This is a genomic window from Pseudomonas sp. RU47, assembly GCF_004011755.1.
GTDB lineage: Bacteria > Pseudomonadota > Gammaproteobacteria > Pseudomonadales > Pseudomonadaceae > Aquipseudomonas.
Window position 1 is genome coordinate 6,149,914 of record NZ_CP022411.1, and the last position, 21,329, is coordinate 6,171,242.

Consider the following 21,329-nt stretch of genomic DNA (forward strand, 5'->3'; position numbering starts at 1 on the left):
GAACCGCCATGAACACCGCTGCCGCTGTTGCCGACTTCCGTACTTATCCGTTGATCAGCGCGCTCGGTGGCGTGCAGACCTTGGCGGATCGCGTTGCCATTGAGTGGGCTGACGGGCGCGTCAGCCCGTTCCACCATATCTGGTTGCGGGACAACTGCCCGTGTCCACAGTGCGTCTATAACGTCACCCGCGAACAGGTCTTCGAGATTGTCGACGCCGCTGAAGACCTCAAACCAGCTGCCGCGCATATCGATACCCACGGCTGCCTGCGCATTGACTGGCAGGACGGCCACCTCAGTCGTTTCGATCCCGGCTGGTTGCGTGCTCACGCCTACGATGATGAATCCCGCGCCGAACGCTTGGCCGCCAAGGCCAAGCCTTATCTGTGGCACAGCGATTTGCAATTGCCGGTGTTCGAATACGCGACGCTGATGAACGACAACGCCGCCCTGCTGCAATGGCTGATCGCCTTACGCGACATCGGCCTGACCCAAGTGCGCGGCGTACCCACCGAACCCGGCTCGCTGAAGCTCATCGCCCAGCGCATTTCCTTTATTCGCGAGAGCAACTTCGGCGTGCTGTTCAACGTGCAATCCAAAGCCGATGCCGACAGCAATGCCTACACCGCTTTCAACCTGCCGTTGCACACCGACCTGCCCACTCGCGAGCTGCAACCTGGATTGCAATTTCTGCATTGCCTGGTGAATGACGCCGAGGGTGGCGAGAGTATTTTTGTCGATGGTTTTGCGATTGCCGATGCGTTGCGCAGCGAAGACCCGGCAGCGTTTCAGGCGCTGTGTGAAATACCCGTTGAGTTTCGCAACAAGGATCGTCATAGCGACTATCGCTGCCTGGCGCCGATCATTGCTCTGGATGCCTTGGGACGCGTGGCGGAAATTCGCATGGCGAACTTTCTGCGCGGCGCGTTCGATACGTCAGTGGAGCAAATGCCACGGTTGTATCGGGCTTATCGACGCTTCATTGCGATGACTCGCGAGCCACGGTTTCGGCTGATGCAACGGCTCAACCCCGGTGAGTTGTGGTGTTTTGATAACCGCCGCACATTGCATGCGCGCAATGCGTTTGACCCGGCCACCGGGGCGCGGCATTTTCAGGGCTGCTATGTCGACCGGGATGAATTGTTGTCGCGGATTCTGGTGCTGCAACGCTAGACCGCGTCATCGTTCTTCGCGAGCAGGCTCGCTCCCACATTCAACCTCATTCCCATGAAGGAACGCGGTCACCTGTGGGAGCGAGCCTGCTCGCGAAGGCGTCAGCAGCAACACACCGTTCTCTGATTCACAGGCAAAAAAACTCCGATCAAGCCGTGACAGGATCGGAGCTGAGGAGGGTACTGTTGAGGAGCTGCCAAGCGAGGGTGACCAAACCTTCGTGTTGCAAGCTGAGTTCAGTGTGCCCACTCCCTTGAGCGGCGAGTTAGCCGAAAACGACCTGTTCATAGCCGTCGCGGCCACTGCGACAAATCGCCCTTGCCGTGCCTCGGCATGCCTACCAGAATCGAGCCACGACCTCCGTTACCGAAGAAGGATGCGCGTCATGATGTATGCCGATTTGATCGATCAGGAAGATTTGTTGGGCCAGCTCAAGGCGTTGGGTATTCAAGTGCCCAGTGGCACGACCGCCGATCAGGCTTGCGAGTGCGCGGTGCGCGGTCTGGATAACGTTCGCGCGTTTGAACTGCGCAAGATGGTCAAGGACATGTACACCAGCGGCGCCAGTATTCAGCCGGCGGTGCGTCAGGCGATCGACAAACAGTTGTTGCCGGCCTTGGCGGACTACCAGCAAAGCCATAGCGCCTGACGTTGCTCACCTGATCGTTCCCACGCTCTGCGTGGGAATGCCTCAACGGACGCTCCGCGTTCGGCCTTTTGGGACGCAGAGCGTCCCGGGTTGCGTTCCCACGCAGAGCGTGGGAACGATCCTCATCAGAGCCTTACGCTGGCAAACGTCGATTCATTGCGCGCCTGACTCAACGCCGACATCGGCCCCGACAGCGGCGACATCACGATCGCCTGCGGCAGCGGCAGCATCGCCACTTGCTGGGTGGTGTTGGAGCCTACGCGCTCGTCACGCGGCGGAATGCCGAAGTACTCGCGGTAGCACTTGGAGAAGTGCGGCGTCGAGACGAAACCACACACCGACGCCACTTCGATGATCGACATCGGCGTCTGCTTGAGCAACTGCCGGGCGCGAATCAAACGCAGCTTCAAGTAGTAACGCGACGGCGAGCAGTGCAGGTATTTCTGGAACAGGCGCTCCAGCTGTCGACGCGACACGGCGACGTACACTGCCAATTCATCCAGGTCGATCGGCTCTTCCAGATTGGCTTCCATCAGCGCGACGATTTCCTGCAGCTTCGGCTGGTTGGTGCCGAGCATGTGCTTGAGCGGCACGCGCTGGTGATCCTGTTCGTTGCGGATACGTTCGTAGACGAACATCTCCGAGATCGCGGCGGACAGTTCACGGCCGTGATCGCGGCTGATCAGGTGCAGCATCATGTCCAGCGGTGCGGTGCCGCCGGAACTGGTGAAACGGTTACGGTCGAGGGTGAACAAGCGCGTGCTCATGGCCACGCGCGGGAAAGCTTCCTGCATCGCCGCCAGACATTCCCAGTGCACGCTGCAATCGAAACCGTCGAGCAACCCGGCGCAAGCCAGCGCCCAACTGCCGGTGCACACGGCGCCGAGGCGCTTGGACTGTCGCGCCTGGCTTTGCAGCCAGGAAACGTGTTCGCGGGTGACAGTGCGTTGGATACCGATGCCGCCGCAGACAATCACGGTGTCCAGCGGTGGCGCTTTGTGCATGGAAGCGTCGGGAGTGATTTGCAGACCGTCACTGGCCCACACCTGGCCGCCATCGACGGTGAGGGTGCTCCAGCGATACAGCTCGCGACCGGACAATTGGTTGGCCATGCGTAGAGGTTCTACTGCGGAGGCCAGAGAAATCAGCGTGAAATTGTCCAGCAGCAGAAAGCCGATAGATTGAGGCGCACGGTTCTGGGGTTGGGCCCCGGAGTTGAACGACGTCATCGCGGTATCTCCTCACACAAAGCGGGTGATGGCCTCAGGCGGAGGCTCTTGTTATTGCCAGCGTTCTCGCGTGGGAGACGGGCTTTGTTATGACAGAGCAATTGCCATGCCTAAAATTGAATGGCTGTTCAATAACTCCTGAAAACGACGTCGCGACGTGTCTATACGAGCCGTCCGACGAAAGGTGTTTCGAAGTGCCATTAGTGTTGTTGAGCGCCTTGCCCCGAGGGGTGTGAGCAAATCGGTAGCACTTGTGGGAACTGGCCTGCGCGCGATTGTCGGACAGTGTCACCGCAAGCACGGGTGACGGACGGTAGGAGAGCTGAGCGCGTGTAACAGGTGGGAAAGACTCTTATCTGATTACGACGCGCTAAAAGGTGGCGTGATTTATTGTCTGTGTTCACTTGGTGAGCAGTTTTGACTGGTCTGGCCCCTTCGCGAGCAGGCTCGCTCCCACAGTAGATCTCCAGTGAACACAAAATGTGTGAACGCCAGGGTCCAATGTGGGAGCGAGCCTGCTCGCGATTGGGGCAACGCGGTCTCAGCACTCAACCGCACTGACCGCCAACCCACCCCGCGATGTCTCTTTATATTTGTCATGCATATCCGCACCGGTATCACGCATGGTGCGGATCACCCGATCCAGCGAAATAAAATGCTGACCATCACCACGCAACGCCATCTGCGCCGCGTTGATCGCTTTCACCGCCGCAATCGCATTGCGCTCGATGCACGGCACTTGCACCAGGCCACCGACCGGATCGCAGGTCAGCCCAAGGTTATGTTCCAGGCCAATCTCCGCCGCGTTGCACAACTGCTCCGGCGTAGCGCCAAGAATCTCCGCCAGCCCCGCCGCCGCCATCGCGCACGCTGAACCGACCTCGCCCTGACAGCCAACTTCGGCGCCCGAGATCGACGCATTCTTCTTGCACAGAATCCCCACTGCCGCCGCACCGAGGAAGTAGTCGACCACGTTGGCGTCCGTCACCGCTTCGCTGAACTTCATAAAGTAGTGCAACACCGCCGGAATGATCCCCGCCGCGCCATTGGTCGGCGCCGTGACCATGCGCCCACCCGCCGCGTTTTCTTCATTAACAGCCAGCGCAAACAGATTGACCCACTCCATCGCGCTGAGCGTCGAGCCGATCACATTGGGCTTGCCCAACTCCTGAAGACTGCGGTGCAACTTCGCCGCGCGCCGCCGTACATTCAATCCGCCAGGCAGGATGCCTTCGTGTTTCAGCCCCTGCTCGACGCAGTCCTGCATCGCCCGCCACAGCTTCATCAGACCGGCGCGGATTTCTTCTTCACTGCGCCAGACCTTTTCGTTAGCCATCATCAGTTCGGCAACGCGCAGGTTGTTGTTCTTGCACAGCTCCAGCAGCTCGACCGCGCTGGAAAAGTCATAAGGCAATTCAGTGCGATCCAGATCGACCACGCCACTGGACGCCTGCGCTTGATCGACGACAAAACCGCCACCCACCGAATAGTAGGTGTCGCGATGCAGTTCGCCGTGATCGCCCTCGGCCACAATCGTCATGGCATTGGGGTGGAACGGCAGGTTCTCGTCGATCAGACGCATGTCCCTCGCCCAGACAAACGGCACCGCCAAACGACCATCCAATAACAGTGTGTGAGTTTCACGCAGGGCGTGAATGCGCGGGCCGATCTGCGACGGGTCGATTGCGTCCGGCCACTCGCCCATCAGCCCCATGATCACCGCGTTGTCGCTGCCGTGACCGATGCCGGTGGCCGAAAGCGAACCGTACAGCTGCACTTCGATCCGCCGCACCTGCTCCAGCTGATGCTTGCCCCTTAACGACTCGACGAACAACGCCGCCGCGCGCATCGGCCCGACGGTGTGGGAACTGGAAGGGCCGATGCCGATTTTGAACAGGTCGAAAACACTGATAGCCATTGCTGCAGAGCTCCTGAGGATACCGGTCCGGGGCGCAAAAGCGCCCGCTGGCGGAGCTGCTACGCTCAAGCTGCGATCCGCCGGAATGCCCGCATCATCAGGCTTTTGTCGGAGCGCACGGCGTCTGACACCGACGCACTCATGTCCACCAGCGCCGCGCCGTTTTCGTCCCGGTTTTTCGCCGTTTTTATACGGTTCAGAGGGCCATTCGGGGCTGAAAAAAGCTGTAAACGACGTCACTGACACTAGATACGACCATCCCTGTACTGGATACGACCCCCCCTGTAGGCGTCAGATTTTCACTGGTACATGATCGTTATGACTCGATTGCAAGGCGCCGTGGTAGAGCTGTCTCCAGAACGCCATCCAACCGCAACCTATAAGTGCGGTGGTCCACAGTCGGAACACTGCCAAAAAAAACACCAAGGAGTCCATCCATGAAAGGTTCCCCGTCGTTGTTGTTGGCCGCCATGCTGAGTCTGCCGTTACTGGCGCAAGCTGCAGAACCGGCGCAGTGCAGTACCGTGAATTTCTCCGATGTCGGCTGGACCGACATCACCGCCACCACCGCTACCACCTCTGTTGTGCTCAACGCCCTCGGCTACAAGACCAAGACCACCATGATTTCCGTGCCCGTCACCTACAAGTCGCTGGCCGACGGCAAGAACATGGACGTATTCCTCGGTAACTGGATGCCGACCATGGAAAACGACATCAAGGCCTATCGCGATGCCGGCACCGTGGAAACCGTGCGCACCAACCTCAAGGGCGCCAAGTACACCCTCGCCGTGCCGCAAGCCCTGTATGACAAAGGTCTGCATGACTTCGCCGACATCGCCAAATTCAAGAAAGAGCTCGACGGCAAGATCTACGGCATCGAGCCTGGCAACGACGGCAACCGTCTGATCCAGAGCATGATCGACAAGGACGCTTTCGGCCTGAAGACCGCCGGTTTCAAAGTCGTCGAATCCTCCGAAGCGGGCATGCTCTCGCAAGTGGATCGCGCGCAGAAACGCGACACCGCCGTGGTCTTCCTCGGCTGGGCGCCACACCCGATGAACAAGCGCTTCAAGATTCAATACCTGACCGGTGGCGATGATTTCTTCGGCCCCGATTTCGGTGCAGCGACCGTGGCGACCAACACCCGCAAGGGTTACGCCACGGAATGCAGCAACGTTGGTCAGTTGCTGAAGAACCTGGAGTTCACCGTCGACATGGAAAGCGAACTGATGGGCAACATCCTCGACGACAAGATGAAGCCTGACGCGGCCGCCAAGGCCTGGCTGAAAAAGAATCCACAAGTGCTCGATACCTGGCTCGCTGGCGTGACCACCATTGACGGTAAACCTGGCCTGGAGGCCGTGAAAGCCAAGATTGCTCAGTAATCGCTTATGCCGGACGGCTGCGGCCGTCCGGGCTGTTTATTTCCTTGCATGCGGACGTTCACTACCATGCTGATTGATCAGAAAATACCTTTAGGCCAGTACATCGCGGGCTTCGTTGAATGGTTGACGCAACACGGCGCCAACACCTTCGACGCAATCGCCGTGACCCTGGAAACGATGATCCACGGCGTGACGTTTGCGCTGACCTGGTTCAACCCACTGGTCTTGATTGGCCTGATTGCAATCATCGCCCATCTGATTCAACGCAAGTGGGGCCTGACCGCGTTTGTGGTCGCCTCCTTCCTGCTGATCCTTAATCTGGGGTACTGGCAGGAGACCATGGAAACCCTCGCCCAGGTCATGTTCGCGACCCTGGTCTGCGTGGTCATCGGCGTGCCGCTGGGCATCGTCGCCGCGCACAAACCGATGTTCTACACTGTCATGCGTCCGGTACTCGATCTGATGCAGACCGTACCGACCTTCGTTTACCTCATTCCGACCCTGACCCTCTTCGGGCTGGGTGTGGTCCCGGGCCTGATCTCCACGGTGGTGTTCGCCATCGCTGCGCCGATCCGCCTGACCTACCTGGGCATCCGCGATGTCCCGCAAGAACTGATGGACGCCGGCAAGGCCTTCGGCTGCTCGCGTCGCCAATTGCTCTCACGGATTGAACTGCCTCACGCCATGCCGAGCATCGCGGCCGGCATCACCCAGTGCATCATGCTGTCGCTGTCGATGGTGGTGATCGCCGCACTGGTCGGCGCCGACGGACTCGGCAAACCGGTGGTCAACGCACTGAACACTGCTGATATCGCCTTGGGCTTCGAAGCGGGCCTGGCGATCGTACTGCTGGCGATCATGCTCGACCGTATCTGCAAACAACCCGACGCTAAAGTAGGGGGTGACGCATGAGCATAATTCGCTTCGAAGACGTCGACGTAATCTTCTCCAAGGATCCACGCGAGGCGCTCAAGCTGCTGGATCAGGGCATGACCCGCAACGAGATACTGAAGAAGACCGGACAGATTGTCGGCGTGGAAAAAGCCACGCTGGATATCAACAAAGGCGAGATCTGCGTGCTGATGGGCCTGTCCGGTTCCGGCAAGTCGAGCCTGCTGCGCTGCATCAACGGCCTCAACACCGTGAGCCGCGGCAAGCTGTTCGTCGAGCATGAAAACCGCCAGATCGATATCGCGTCGTGCACCCCGGCCGAGCTGAAAATGATGCGTACCAAACGCATCGCCATGGTGTTCCAGAAGTTCGCCCTGATGCCGTGGCTGACGGTGCGCGAGAACATCAGTTTCGGTCTGGAAATGCAGGGCCGTCCGGAGAAAGAACGCAAGAAACTGGTCGATGAAAAACTCGAACTGGTCGGCCTCACCCAATGGCGCAACAAGAAGCCTGACGAACTCTCCGGCGGCATGCAGCAGCGTGTCGGTCTGGCGCGGGCACTGGCGATGGACGCCGATATTCTGCTGATGGACGAACCGTTCTCGGCGCTCGACCCGCTGATCCGTCAGGGTCTGCAGGATGAACTGCTGGAACTGCAACGCAAGCTGAGCAAGACCATCGTCTTCGTGAGCCATGACCTCGACGAGGCGCTCAAACTGGGTAGCCGCATCGCGATCATGAAAGACGGCCGGATCATCCAGTACAGCGTGCCGGAAGAGATCGTGCTGAACCCGGCGGACGATTATGTGCGCACGTTCGTGGCGCACACCAATCCGCTCAACGTGCTTTGCGGGCGCAGCCTGATGCGCACACTGGACAAGTGCAAACGCATCAACGGTTCGGTGTGTCTCGATCCGGGCGGCGATTCGTGGCTGGACCTGGCCGAAGGCAACACCATCAAAGGCGCACGGCAGAATGGTTCGGTGCTGAACCTGCAGAACTGGGCACCGGGGCAAGCGGTGGAAGGCCTGGAGCGCAAGCCGACACTGGTGGACTCGAACATCGGTATGCGTGATGCACTGCAGATTCGTTATCAGACCGGCAACAAGCTGGTGCTGCACGATGACAATCATGTGGTGGGGATCTTGGGCGACAGCGAGTTGTATCACGCGTTGCTGGGCAAGAATCTCGGTTAAGGCGGGATAAAAAAAGGGATCGCGGTGAGCGATCCCTTTTTTATTGGGTCAGGAAAAAAGCCCCTCACCCTAGCCCTCTCCCGGAGGGAGAGGGGACCGACCGGGGGATGCTGCAGATCTACACCGACCTGATCTTGCTTCACCGAATCCATAATCGACTCGATCTTTCAGGTCGATGTACAACGCCAGACACCTCGGTCAGCTCCCTCTCCCTTGGGGAGAGGGTTGGGGTGAGGGGGCTTTTGACTTTAGCTATACACCCGGCCAAGGAGCTGCCGATGGCTTTCAAACTGATCGAGCACATCCCGCGTGATCTGATCCTGCGTGAAGCCCATCAGGTCGTAATCCTGGCTGCCGTTGTGCAGATACACTTCAGCGCGGTAGTAACGCTGACGCGCTTCATCGGACTGCGCCGATTCGGTCGGGGTCGCCAGATAGCCGTCCAGGCTCACTTCGTAAACGAAAGGGTTGCCCTCTTCCATCTCAACGCGCACACCCATGCAACGCTTGGATTTACCCAACAGCGTCTGCACTTCCAGACCCTGCGCACGCATCTGCGCGGTGGCATCTTCCAGCGCCGGGCTGACCTGCTTGTCCATGAAACGCTGCACCACCGATTGGCTCGGTTGCAGGTCCAGTTGCGTCAGACGCTCGCTGAAACCACGACGACCGCGCTCCGCCAGTTGCGCCTGCTCCTGTTCGATCTGCACGTCCTGGCGCATCGCCTTGTGCAGGCCGAACATGAAGAACACCAGCACCACCGAGAACGGCAGACCGGCCAGCACCACCATGGTTTGCATGGCTTCGAAGTTACCGGCAAACAGCAGACCGATGGTCACCAGGGTGATCACCACCGACCAGAAGATCCGCAGCCAGTGCGGCGCATCTTCATCGACGTTGCCGCCCTTGCAGGACAGATTCGCCATCATCACCGCGCCGGAGTCGGCCGGGGTCAGGAACAGCACGAAGCCAACAAAGATCGACACACCGATGACGACTTTCGACGCCGGGTAGTGCTCAAGCAATTGATAGATCGCCATCGACGGCTGTTCCAGCGCCGTCTTGCCCAACTCAACCGCCCCCTGGTTCATCACCAGATCCAGCGCCGAGTTACCGAAGATCGACAGCCAGGCCAAGGTGAAGCCCAGCGGAATCAGCAGCACGCCAGCCACCAGTTCACGCACGGTACGACCACGGGAGATACGCGCGATGAACATGCCGACGAATGGCGCCCAGGAAATCCACCACGCCCAGTAGAACAGGGTCCACAGGCCCATCCAGCGCTCGGACTTGGCGTTGTCGCCCTCGTACACATAAAGGTCGAAGGTTTTCAGCACGATGCCATTGAGGTAGTCACCGATGTTCTGCACGAAGCCGTTGAGCAGGTGCAGGGTCGGCCCGAACAGCAGGACGAAAATCAGCAGACCGCTGAACAGCACGATGTTCAGGTTGGACAGACGACGGATGCCGTTTTCCACGCCGGACACGGCAGCGATGGTCGCCACGGTGCTCATCACGATGATCACGATCAACAGGTTAGTGTTGCTGTGTTCCATGCCGAACAGGTTTTCAAGGCCCGAGGACACTTGCAGCGAACCAATCCCCAGGTTGGTCACCAGACCCAGCAGGGTCACGAACATGCCGAAGCCGTCCACCGCGTGACCGGCCGCGCCCTTGACCCAACGCTCGCCGACCAGCGGATACAGCGCCGAACGCAGGGCCAGCGGCTGGTTATGACGGTAAGCAAAGTACGCCACGGCCAGACCGACCAGTGCGTAGATCGCCCAGCCGTGCAGGCCCCAGTGCAGGAACGTCAGCTGTACAGCCTGACGCGCGGCCATGTTGGTGGCCGATGCGCCTTCCGGTGGATTGAAGTAGTGATCCAGTGGCTCGGATGCGCCGAAGTACAGCAGCGAAATACCGATACCCGACGAGAACAGCATCCCCGCCCAGGCGCCGTAACTGAAATCCGGGGTGTCGTCCTTGCTGCCCAGTTTGAGTTTGCCGTACGAGGAAAACGCCAGGCCCACCACAAACACCAGGTAGGCGGCGATAACCACCATGTAGTACCAGCCGAAGCTGCGCGACAACCAGGCCTGAGCGATACCCAACAGTCTGCCGGCCTCTTGCGGGGCGATAATCAGAATGGCGGTCAACAACAGAATCAGCGCGGTAGAGGTGTAAAACACCCAACCGTTGACCGTCACCTTCTCGGGCGGGGTCTTTATAAGCGAGGCAGAACTCATGGCACAAATGCTCCAGGCAGTGCGAGAGAAGAACACAAGGCAACACGGAACCCGACCAATCGGTTAGTTGGCAGCCGACCGGCGGGTGATATAAAGACACCCCGAAAAATGCCCGAACCTGCCGAAATGGCGCTGCGAATCGCTTTCGTGGCCGAAGGTGGACGGACGTTCATCCGAAACCTGGCCCTGAGCGTCTTGCCCTTTCAACACGTCCATCGAATCGCGAACCGCGCCATGCCCCACGCAGGTTTCGAGCTGTTTCGGATGTCGGTTTTATCGCCACTTACACGTAGGAAAAATCTGTAGGCAGCGACGATTTGTCGCAGATCTTATTCTTTGTTGATTGAACGTTCAATCAAAACAAAATAGACTGGCCGTCAATCCGATAGGCGTGATTCGCCGCTCGGAAGGCCTAAGGAGATGTGCAAGATGCCCAAGGTCGGTATGCAACCCATCCGCCGCCAACAACTGATCGAAGCCACTTTGCAGGCGGTCGATCAGGTCGGAATGGGGGACGCCAGCATTGCGCTGATCGCCCGTTTGGCCGGTGTCTCGAATGGCATCATCAGTCATTACTTTCAGGACAAGAACGGCCTGATTGCCGCCACGATGCGGTATCTGATGACAGCCCTCAGCGAGAGCGTCACCGCGCGCCGTCAGGCGCTGGCAGATGACAGCCCACGGGCGCATCTGCAGGTGATCATCGAAGGCAACTTCGACGCCAGCCAGGTCAATGGCCCGGCAATGAAAACCTGGCTGGCCTTCTGGGCCACCAGCATGCACCAGCCGTCTTTGCACAGGTTGCAGCGGATCAACGATCACCGTCTGTATTCCAACCTGTGCTGCGAGTTCCGCCGTGTGTTGCCGCTCGAAGATGCGCGCACCGCAGCGCGTGGCCTGGCAGCGTTGATTGACGGCTTGTGGTTGCGCGGCGCTTTGTCGGGAGATGCTTTCGACACGGCGCAGGCGCAACAGATCGCTTACGAATACATGGATTTCCAATTGGCCAAGAAGGTGAGCTAGAGCACACAGAAAACGCTCGGCCCCTGAACGCCACCGCAGCCTCACCGCGGTGGTCAACGCCAACCACCAATGCACTTGCGAGGACACTATGGCCCGTTTCGAACTGCAAAAACTTTACATCGATGGCGCGTACTCCGACGCCGGCAGCGATGCCACCTTCGAAGCCATCAACCCGGCTAACGGTGAAGTCCTCGCACTGGTGCAACGTGCGACCAAGGAAGACGTCGAGCGCGCCGTGGTCAGCGCTGAAAAGGGCCAGAAAATCTGGGCTGCGATGACCGCCATGGAGCGTTCGCGCATCCTGCGTCGTGCCGTCGACATCCTGCGCGAGCGCAACGATGAACTGGCCGCACTGGAAACTCTGGACACCGGTAAATCCTTCTCCGAAACCAAGTACGTCGACATCGTCACCGGCGCTGACGTGCTGGAATACTACGCAGGCCTGGTGCCGGCCATCGAAGGCGAGCAGATCCCGCTGCGTGACACTTCGTTCGTCTACACCCGTCGCGAGCCACTGGGCGTGGTTGCCGGTATCGGCGCGTGGAACTACCCGATCCAGATCGCGCTGTGGAAATCCGCTCCAGCCCTGGCGGCCGGTAACGCGATGATCTTCAAGCCAAGCGAAGTCACCTCGCTGACCACCCTGAAACTGGCCGAGATCTACACCGAAGCCGGCGTTCCAAACGGTGTGTTCAACGTACTGACCGGCAGCGGCCGTGAAGTCGGCACTTGGCTGACCGAGCACCCGCGCATCGAAAAAATCTCCTTCACCGGCGGCACCGACACCGGCAAGAAGGTCATGGCCAGCGCTTCGGCTTCGTCGCTGAAAGACGTGACCATGGAACTGGGCGGCAAGTCCCCGCTGATCATCTGCGACGACGCCGACCTCGATCGCGCTGCCGACACCGCGATGATGGCCAACTTCTACAGCTCCGGTCAGGTCTGCACCAACGGCACTCGCGTGTTCGTACCGGCGCACCTGAAAGCCGCTTTCGAAGCCAAGATCGTTGAACGCGTTGCACGCATCCGCGTTGGCAACCCGGAAGACGAAAACACCAACTTCGGCCCGCTGGTCAGCTTCGCGCACATGGAAAGCGTGCTGGGCTACATCGCCAAAGGTAAAGAACAAGGCGCTCGCGTGCTGTGCGGCGGCGATCGTCTGACCGACGGCGAATTCGCCAAAGGCGCGTTCGTGGCTCCAACCGTGTTCACCGATTGCACCGACGACATGACCATCGTCCGCGAAGAAATCTTTGGCCCAGTGATGGCGATCCTCTCCTACGAAACCGAAGAAGAAGTGATCCGCCGCGCCAACGACACCGACTTCGGCCTGGCCGCCGGTATCGTCACCAAAGACCTGAACCGCGCCCACCGCGTGATTCATCAACTGGAAGCCGGTATCTGCTGGATCAACGCCTGGGGCGAGTCCGACGCAAAAATGCCGGTCGGCGGTTACAAGCAGTCGGGTGTTGGCCGTGAGAACGGCATCAGCTCGCTGAACAACTTCACCCGCATCAAATCGGTACAGGTCGAGCTGGGCGATTACGTCTCGGTGTTCTAAGACCCGAGTCTTGTATTGCTCGTGAGGCCGTCTTCGCGAGCAGGCTCGCTCCCACAGGAGATCCCATTCCAATGTGGGAGCGAGCCTGCTTGCGAATCGAGTGCAAAGCACTCGTCAGGCCCGACCTGACCACATCTAAAGAGGGTGCATTCAATGTCCCAAGAATTCGATTACATCATCATCGGTGCCGGCTCGGCCGGTAACACCCTGGCGACCCGTCTGACTGAAGACGCTGGCGTCACCGTTCTGCTGCTCGAAGCAGGCGGCCCGGACTACCGTTTCGACTTCCGCACGCAAATGCCGGCTGCCCTGGCATTCCCGCTGCAAGGTCGTCGCTACAACTGGGCGTACGAAACCGATCCAGAGCCACACATGGACGGTCGTCGGATGGAATGCGGTCGCGGCAAAGGCCTTGGCGGTTCTTCGCTGATCAACGGCATGTGCTACATCCGTGGTAACGCGATGGACTACGACGGCTGGGCAAAATTGCCAGGTCTGGAAAACTGGTCGTACCTCGACTGCCTGCCGTACTTCCGCAAAGCGGAAACCCGCGACATCGGCCCGAACGATTACCACGGTGGCGAAGGCCCGGTCAGCGTGACCACGCCGAAGGCTGGCAACAACCCGCTGTTCCACGCCATGGTTGAAGCCGGCGTACAGGCCGGTTATCCGCGCACCGAAGACTTGAACGGTTACCAGCAGGAAGGCTTCGGCCCGATGGACCGCACCGTGACGCCGAACGGCCGTCGTGCTTCCACCGCCCGTGGCTACCTCGACACCGCTAAAAAGCGTTCGACCCTGACCATCGTCACCCACGCCCTGACCGACAAGATTCTGTTCGAAGGCAAGCGTGCGGTTGGCGTGCGTTACCTGGTCGGCGACGCCGAAGAGCGCGTTGAAGTCAAAGCGCGCAAAGAAGTCCTGCTGTGCTCCGGCGCCATCGCTTCGCCGCAGATTCTGCAGCGCTCCGGTGTCGGCCCTGCCGAACTGCTGAAGTCGCTCGACATCCCGGTCGTTCACGACCTGCCGGGCGTCGGTGAAAACCTGCAGGATCACCTTGAGCTATACCTGCAATACGCTTGCACTCAGCCGGTTTCGCTGTACCCGTCGCTGCTCTGGTACAACCAGCCAGCCATCGGTGCCGAGTGGCTGTTCAACGGCACCGGCATCGGCGCCAGCAACCAGTTCGAAGCCGGCGGTTTCATCCGTTCGCGTCCGGAATTCGAATGGCCGAACATTCAGTACCACTTCCTGCCGGTAGCGATTAACTACAACGGCAGCAACGGTGTGAAAGAGCACGGTTTCCAGGCGCACATGGGCTCCATGCGTTCGCCAAGCCGTGGTCGCATCCAGGCCAAGTCGAAAGACCCGCGCCAGCACCCGAGCATCCTGTTCAACTACATGGCCACTGAGCAAGACTGGCAGGAATTCCGCGACGGCATCCGCCTGACCCGTGAAATCATGCAGCAGCCGGCACTCGACGCCTTCCGTGGCCGCGAAATCAGCCCGGGCATCGAAGTGCAAACCGATGAGCAGCTGGACAAGTTCATCCGCGAGCACGCCGAAACTGCGTTCCACCCGTCCTGCTCGTGCAAGATGGGCACCGACGAGATGGCTGTGGTGGATGGCGAAGGTCGCGTGCACGGCATGCAGAGCCTGCGTGTGGTCGATGCCTCGATCATGCCGATCATCACCACCGGCAACCTGAACGCGCCGACGATCATGATCGCCGAGAAAATCGCCGACAAGATCCGTGGCCGCCAGCCACTGCCGCGCAGCACCGCTGCTTACTATGTAGCGGGCGATGCGCCGGTGAAGGGCAAGCCGATGCGTGATATCACCCCGGCTGCTCAGTAGCCTGAAGTGATCGTTCCCACGCTCTGCGTGGGAATGCATCCCGTGACGCTCTGCGTCACACAGCGGACGCAGAGCGTCCATGGCGGCGTTCCCACGCAGAGCGTGGGAACGATCTCCTGCCTCGCACAGTAAATCCCCCTACACCCCCTCTTCACTTGATCCTACCCCCACGCAGGCCTACTCTAGACCTCGCGCAACCGTTTCACCCCCTCCCCGCCGCTGCTCTACCGCTTCCCCCTGACAAGGAGGTTCCCGAATGTTCGATTTCCACCCCCAGCTCAAGCAGCGCTTCGCTGCCTTGCGCACGGGCGCTGAGTTTTTTTCCCTGCGATACGTACGCGAATCCGGGCAGTACCTGTCGGTGCGTAAAAACGTCGCCGAACCGCCGAGCCTGAGCCGCGACGAAGGGGCGATGCTCACCGTGCGCGTCAACGGCGTTGAGGCCTACGCGGCAACCAACGACCTCTCGCAACAAGGTCTGCAGGCCGCCCTCGAACGCGCCGAGCTGCAAGCGCGCCGGCTCAAGCCGCACGCCTTGCTCGACCTGCGCGATCAGCCAGTGTCCAGCGATCGCGCTGATTACTTTTCGCCCAATCTCGAACAACCCTTCCCGTCCCTGAGCGAATGCTTTGAGTTGCTCGGTGCGGAATCCGCCTCGGTGCCAAAGGATGAGCGCCTGGTGAACTGGGAAGTGAGCATCGGCATCACCCACGTCGAACAGATCTATCTGAGCAGCGCCGGGGCTGAATTGCGCCAGGCCCAGCGCTTCGTCTACCCGGGCCTCGACGTAACCGCCTACGACGGCAACGACAGCCAGACCCGCAGCCTCGGCCGCGAGAACTTCGGCCAACAGGGCGGCGCTGACGTGATCAGCCGCTGCGGCCTGATCGGCGCCGGTCCGCAGGTCGCCGATCAGGCCCTGCAACTGCTACTCGCGCCGAACACCCCGCAAGGCCCGCGCGACCTGCTGTTGATGCCGGACCAGATGATGCTGCAGATCCACGAATCCATCGGCCACCCGCTGGAACTCGACCGCATCCTCGGCGACGAGCGCAATTACGCCGGCACCAGTTTCGTCAAAGCCAGCGACTTCGGCAGCCTGCAATATGGCTCGAAACTGCTCAACGTGACCTTCGATCCGGGCATTCCCGAAGAACTGGCCAGCTATGGCCACGATGACGACGGCAGCAAAGCGAGCAAACAATTCCTGATCCGCGATGGCCTGTTGCTGCGTCCGCTGGGCGGTGCGCTGTCGCAATACCGTGCCGGGATGGATGGCGTCGCCAACAGCCGCGCCTGCGGCTGGAACCGCGCGCCGATCGACCGCATGGCCAACCTCAATATCGAACCGGGCGACCAGCCGCTTGAGCAGTTGATCAAAGGCATCGAGCACGGCATTTTGATGAGCACCAACCGCTCGTGGTCGATTGACGATGCGCGCAACAAATTCCAGTTCGGCTGCGAATGGGGTCAGTTGATCGAAAACGGTGAACTCAAAGGCGTGGTGAAAAATCCGAACTACCGGGCGATTTCCGCGCACTTCTGGAAAAGCCTGCGCGCCGTCGGCGACGCCAACACCGTCAAGGTGCTGGGCACGCCGAACTGCGGCAAGGGCGAACCGAACCAGGTGATCCGCGTTGGCCACGCTTCGCCGGCCTGCGTATTCAGCAATATTGATGTGTTTGGGGGAGACGCCTGATGAGCATTTCGAAGAGTCAGTCCGACGCCTTCAAGGTCATGGTCAATTGGCTGCGCGACAGCGTGCGCGAGCCGGAACAGTTCACCCTCAGCTTCGCCGCCGAATCGTCGGCGTTCGTGCGTTTCAATCACGCCAAGGTGCGGCAGGCCGGGCAAGTGCAGCAGACCAACATCGTTCTGAAACTGATCAACGACGGGCGTCATGCCGACCTGCAAGTCACCCTGTCCGGTGATCAGGAAGGCGATCTGCAACGCCTCGCCGAAGGCCTGCAACAACTGCGCGAAACCCTGCCGTTGCTGCCGCAGGATCCGTACCTGCTGCTCAATCACAACGGCTGGCAGAGTCAGAACGTGCAGGAGCATCCGCTGCCGGATACCGAACAGGTTGTCGATGAAATCTGTGCCGCTGCCGAAGGTCTGGATCTGGTCGGCTTTTATGCTGCCGGCCCGATCAGCCGTGGTTTCGCCAGTTCTTCAGGCGCATTTGGCTGGCATCAGGCCAACAGCTTCAACTTCGACTTCAGCCTGTTCCACGACAATGGCGAAGCGGTGAAAGCCAGCTACGCCGGGCATGACTGGAGCAGCGAAGGCTTCGCCAAGCGCTTCGGCCAGGCACGCGAGCAACTGGAGTTTCTCGGCCGCCCGCTGCGCACCTTGGCGCCGGGGCAGTACCGCGCCTATCTGGCACCGGCGGCGCTGGAAGAAATCATGGGCATGCTGAGCTGGGGCGGTTTCTCGGCGCAGTCGATTGCCAGCAAAAGCAGCCCGTTGCAGAAGTTGTATGTCGGTGATCAGGCGTTCAGCCCGCTGGTGTCGCTGGATGAGAAAGTCAGTGAATCGTTGAGCCCGGCGTTTTCCGGCGAAGGTTACCCGCGCAGCGATCTGCGGCTGATCGTCGAAGGCAAGGCCGGCGATCAACTGGTCGGCTCGCGCAGTGCGGCCGAATACGGTCTGACCGCCAACGGCGCCGGCGGTGGTGAAATGCCGAGTGCGTTGAACATGGCGGCGGGCGATCTGTCGCAAGCAGAGATCCTCAAGCAGTTGGGCACCGGGCTGTACATCAGCAACCTGTGGTACCTGAACTACTCGGATCAACCGGCGGCACGCATGACCGGCATGACCCGTTTCGCGACTTTCTGGGTCGAGAACGGCGAGATCCAGGCGCCGGTGAGCACCATGCGCTTTGATGACAGTGCTTACAGCCTGCTCGGTTCGCAGCTGGAAGCGTTGACCGCCGAGCGTGAGTTGCTGCTGTCGGCGAGTACGTATAGCCAGCGCAATACCTCCTCGGCGTTGCTGCCGGGGGCACTGGTGAGCCGACTCACGCTCACCCTCTGACAGCGATCGTTCCCACGCTCTGCGTGGGAATGCAGCCCGGGACGCTCTGCGTCCCAGCCAAAAGCGGACGCGGAGCGTCCGTTGAGGCATTCCCACGCAGAGCGTGGGAACGATCATCAAACAGACAACAAGAGGTTCCATGCCCAACCGCCCGCCTCTCGACGCCATCACCGCACGCTGGTTGCCGTGGGTCGTCGCCATTGCCTTCTTCATGCAGTCCCTCGACGGGACCATCCTCAACACCGCCCTGCCCGCCATGGCCCGCGATCTGGCCGAAGACCCCTTGCGCATGCAGGGCGTGATCATCGCCTACATGCTCACCGTGGCCTTGCTGATCCCCGCCTCAGGCTGGATCGCCGATCGCTTCGGCACCAAGAAAATCTTCTTCGGCGCGATCCTGCTGTTCAGTTTCGGCTCACTGCTTTGTGCACTGTCGAGCAGTCTGAGCATGCTGATTGGCGCCCGCGTCATTCAGGGTCTGGGCGGTGCGCTGATGCTGCCGGTCGGGCGGCTGGTCGTCCTGCGCGCTTACCCAAGATCCGAACTGGTGCGGATCATGGGTTTCATCACCATCCCCGGCCTGCTCGGCCCGCTGATCGGCCCGACCATGGGCGGCTGGATGGTCGAGTACCTGACGTGGCACTGGATCTTCCTGATCAACCTGCCGGTCGGCGTGATCGGTTGCTACTCGGTGTGGAAATTCATTCCCGACCTGCGCGGCACCGAGCGCACGCGCTTCGATAGTCTGGGTTTCCTGCTGTTTGGCGCGGCGATGATCCTGATCACCATCGCCATGGAAGGTCTCGGCGAATTGCACTTGCCGCACCTGCGCGTGATGTTGCTGCTGTTCGGCGGCATGGCCTGTCTGGCGGCGTACTGGTTGCGCGCCGGGCACATCGAAAACCCGCTGTTCGCACCGTCGCTGTTCAAGACCCGCACCTTTGCCGTCGGTATTCTCGGCAACCTCTTCGCGCGTTTGGGCAGCGGTGCTCTGCCGTTTCTGGTGCCATTGCTGTTGCAAGTGGCGCTGGGCTATTCGCCGTCGCAAGCGGGGATGAGCATGCTGCCGCTGGCGGCGGCGGCGATGATCGCCAAGTGGGTCGCGCGGCCGCTGATCGAGCGGCTCGGTTATCGCATCGTCCTCACCGGCAACACGCTGGCGCTGGGGATCATGCTGGCGAGCATGGGCCTGGTCAGCGAGCAGACGCCGTACTGGCTGCTGCTGTGCCTGCTGGCGATTCTCGGCGCGATCAACTCGCTGCAATTCACCGCGATGAACACCGTGACGCTGATTGATCTGGACGATGCCAGCGCCAGCAGCGGCAACAGCTTGCTCTCGGTGGTGGCGCAGTTGTCGCTGAGTCTCGGGGTGGCGTGCGCCGGTGCGTTGCTCGGCGGGTTTACAGCAGAGGTCGGTAACGATGGCGTCGAGACCGTGCTCGGTGCGTTCCAGCTGACCTTCGTCACCGTCGGCATCATGGCAATGCTCGCCGCGACAATCTTCTCGCAACTGTCGAAAGAAGACGGTCGGCGCGCCAAACGCCCGGAAGAACACATCGAACATTAACCACTGTTCGTCCAGAACTTTCGAAGAAAGTGGCACGGGGCTGCTACACTGCGCGACATTTTGTTTTGCAGGCCAGTCCCGTGACCACCATCGCCACCGCTTTTAATACTCTGCCGCTGTCCGCCGCCATGCTGGCTAACCTCGAATCCCTCGGTTATGCCCAGATGACGCCGATCCAGGCGCAGAGCTTGCCGGTGATCCTCAAGGGGATGGACCTGATCGCCCAGGCCAAGACCGGCAGCGGCAAGACCGCCGCGTTCGGCATCGGCCTGCTCAACCCGATCAACCCGCGCTACTTCGGTTGCCAGGCACTGGTGATCTGCCCGACGCGTGAGCTGGCCGACCAGGTCGCCAAGGAAATCCGTCGTCTGGCCCGTGCCGAAGACAACATCAAGGTCCTGACCCTGTGCGGCGGCGTGTCGTTCGGCCCGCAGATCGCTTCGCTGGAACACGGCGCGCACATCATCGTCGGCACCCCGGGCCGTATCCAGCAGCACCTGCGCAAGGGTTCGCTGGTCCTCGATGGCCTGAACACGCTGATCCTCGACGAAGCCGACCGCATGCTCGACATGGGTTTCTACGACGCCATCGAAGACATCATCATCAAGACCCCGGAACGTCGTCAGACCCTGCTGTTCTCCGCGACTTACCCGGTGGGCATCAAACAACTGGCGTCGAAATTCATGCGTGATCCGCAAACGGTGAAAGCCGAAGCGTTCCACGATGACACGCAGATCGAGCAGCGTTTCTACGAGATTTCCCCGGAAGACCGCATGAGCGCAGTGACCAAAGTCCTGCACCACTTCCGTCCGGCGTCCTGCGTGGCGTTCTGCTTCACCAAGCAGCAGGTTCAGGAAACCGTCGATCACCTGACCGCCAAAGGCATTTCCGCCGTCGGCCTGCACGGCGATCTGGAACAGCGTGACCGCGACCAGGTGCTGGCGATGTTCGCCAACCGCAGCACTTCGGTACTGGTCGCCACCGACGTCGCCGCCCGTGGTCTGGACATCGATGCGCTGGACATGGTGATCAACGTCGAACTGGCGCGTGATTCGGAAATCCACATTCACCGCGTCGGCCGTACCGGTCGCGCTGGCGAGAAAGGCATCGCGATCAGTCTGGTTGCGCCGGGTGAAGCGCACCGCGCGCAAGCCATCGAACAACTGCAGAAATCGCCGTTGAACTGGGATCAGGTCGATAACCTCAAGTCCCAGGGCCTCGCCCCGCTGCAGCCGCCGATGACCACGCTGTGTATCGGTGCTGGCCGTAAAGACAAGGTTCGTCCGGGCGACATTCTCGGTGCATTGACTGGCGACGCCGGCATTCCCGGTGCACAGGTGGGCAAGATCGCGATCTTCGATTTCCAGGCTTACGTGGCGGTTGACCGCACCGTGGCCATGCAGGCCTTGCAGCGTCTGAACGACGGCAAGATCAAGGGCCGTTCGCTGCGCGTACGCATTTTGTAAACGATCTTCCATTTAACGAAGATCCCCTGTGGGAGCGAGCCTGCTCGCGAAGGCAATCTGTCAGCCAACATCAATGTTGAATGACACACCGCTTTCGCGAGCAGGCTCGCTCCCACAGTTTGTTTTGTTGCGA

Annotated in this window: 15 protein-coding genes; 12 read left to right on the forward strand and 3 right to left on the reverse strand. The window is 60.4% G+C overall.

What is annotated here, in order from left to right:
- Nucleotides 1–8: 8 nt before the first annotated feature.
- On the forward strand, nucleotides 9–1,172 hold the full coding sequence (locus CCX46_RS28195) for a gamma-butyrobetaine dioxygenase (RefSeq protein WP_127930062.1): 1,164 nt from the start codon (nucleotides 9–11) through the stop codon (nucleotides 1,170–1,172).
- Between the two features lie 385 nt (nucleotides 1,173–1,557).
- Nucleotides 1,558–1,821 (forward strand): hypothetical protein, encoded by a 264-nt coding sequence (locus CCX46_RS28205; protein WP_016983943.1) that lies wholly within the window; start codon nucleotides 1,558–1,560, stop codon nucleotides 1,819–1,821.
- A gap of 125 nt (nucleotides 1,822–1,946) precedes the next feature.
- Here CCX46_RS28205 and gbdR read toward each other — a convergent pair whose 3' ends face one another.
- Both gbdR and CCX46_RS28215 read right to left on the reverse strand, forming a co-directional pair.
- Nucleotides 1,947–3,050 (reverse strand): choline metabolism transcriptional regulator GbdR, encoded by a 1,104-nt coding sequence (gbdR, locus tag CCX46_RS28210; protein ID WP_007949927.1) that lies wholly within the window; start codon nucleotides 3,048–3,050, stop codon nucleotides 1,947–1,949.
- Between the two features lie 541 nt (nucleotides 3,051–3,591).
- A complete protein-coding gene (locus CCX46_RS28215; RefSeq protein WP_127930063.1) occupies nucleotides 3,592–4,968 on the reverse strand; it encodes an L-serine ammonia-lyase in 1,377 nt (458 codons plus the stop codon).
- 437 nt (nucleotides 4,969–5,405) lie between these two features.
- Between CCX46_RS28215 and CCX46_RS28220 the strand changes: the two genes are divergently transcribed.
- The 3 genes from CCX46_RS28220 to choV all read left to right on the forward strand — a co-directional run bounded on the left by CCX46_RS28220 (nucleotide 5,406) and on the right by choV (nucleotide 8,440).
- Nucleotides 5,406–6,353 carry a choline ABC transporter substrate-binding protein gene (locus CCX46_RS28220; RefSeq protein WP_095121425.1) on the forward strand — a complete coding sequence of 316 codons (948 nt, stop codon included), beginning with the start codon at nucleotides 5,406–5,408 and terminating at the stop codon, nucleotides 6,351–6,353.
- Between the two features lie 66 nt (nucleotides 6,354–6,419).
- The gene (gene choW / locus CCX46_RS28225) at nucleotides 6,420–7,265 is read left to right on the forward strand and encodes a choline ABC transporter permease subunit (protein ID WP_095121426.1); all 846 of its coding nucleotides are present in this window, start codon (nucleotides 6,420–6,422) and stop codon (nucleotides 7,263–7,265) included.
- Entirely contained in the window at nucleotides 7,262–8,440 is a 1,179-nt protein-coding gene (choV, locus tag CCX46_RS28230; RefSeq protein WP_034153601.1) for a choline ABC transporter ATP-binding protein, read from the forward strand. Before choW ends, choV begins: the two co-directional genes overlap by 4 nt.
- Nucleotides 8,441–8,688: 248 nt before the next feature.
- Here the strand turns inward: choV and betT are convergent, their stop codons facing one another.
- Nucleotides 8,689–10,686, reverse strand: a complete 1,998-nt coding sequence (betT, locus tag CCX46_RS28235) for a choline BCCT transporter BetT (RefSeq protein ID WP_095050249.1) — start codon at nucleotides 10,684–10,686, stop codon at nucleotides 8,689–8,691.
- Between the two features lie 429 nt (nucleotides 10,687–11,115).
- Here betT and betI point away from each other — a divergent pair, with 429 nt between their 5' ends.
- The 7 genes from betI (at nucleotide 11,116) to dbpA (ending at nucleotide 21,196) form a co-directional block, all read left to right on the forward strand.
- Nucleotides 11,116–11,709, forward strand: coding sequence for a transcriptional regulator BetI (gene betI, locus CCX46_RS28240; RefSeq protein ID WP_034153602.1), 594 nt, complete (start codon nucleotides 11,116–11,118; stop codon nucleotides 11,707–11,709).
- An 88-nt stretch (nucleotides 11,710–11,797) separates the two neighbouring features.
- Entirely contained in the window at nucleotides 11,798–13,270 is a 1,473-nt protein-coding gene (betB, locus tag CCX46_RS28245; RefSeq protein ID WP_077574839.1) for a betaine-aldehyde dehydrogenase, read from the forward strand.
- 153 nt (nucleotides 13,271–13,423) lie between these two features.
- Nucleotides 13,424–15,127, forward strand: a complete 1,704-nt coding sequence (betA, locus tag CCX46_RS28250; protein WP_127930064.1) for a choline dehydrogenase — start codon at nucleotides 13,424–13,426, stop codon at nucleotides 15,125–15,127.
- Nucleotides 15,128–15,383: 256 nt separating this feature from the next.
- The gene (locus CCX46_RS28255) at nucleotides 15,384–16,826 is read left to right on the forward strand and encodes a TldD/PmbA family protein (RefSeq protein WP_127930065.1); all 1,443 of its coding nucleotides are present in this window, start codon (nucleotides 15,384–15,386) and stop codon (nucleotides 16,824–16,826) included.
- Nucleotides 16,826–18,163, forward strand: coding sequence for a TldD/PmbA family protein (locus tag CCX46_RS28260; RefSeq protein WP_127930066.1), 1,338 nt, complete (start codon nucleotides 16,826–16,828; stop codon nucleotides 18,161–18,163). The genes CCX46_RS28255 and CCX46_RS28260 overlap by 1 nt, the downstream gene beginning before the upstream one ends.
- 139 nt (nucleotides 18,164–18,302) lie before the next feature.
- On the forward strand, nucleotides 18,303–19,730 hold the full coding sequence (gene mdtD, locus CCX46_RS28265; protein WP_127930067.1) for a multidrug transporter subunit MdtD: 1,428 nt from the start codon (nucleotides 18,303–18,305) through the stop codon (nucleotides 19,728–19,730).
- A 128-nt stretch (nucleotides 19,731–19,858) separates the two neighbouring features.
- Nucleotides 19,859–21,196, forward strand: coding sequence for an ATP-dependent RNA helicase DbpA (gene dbpA / locus CCX46_RS28270; protein ID WP_238704423.1), 1,338 nt, complete (start codon nucleotides 19,859–19,861; stop codon nucleotides 21,194–21,196).
- The last annotated feature ends 133 nt before the right edge of the window (nucleotides 21,197–21,329 follow it).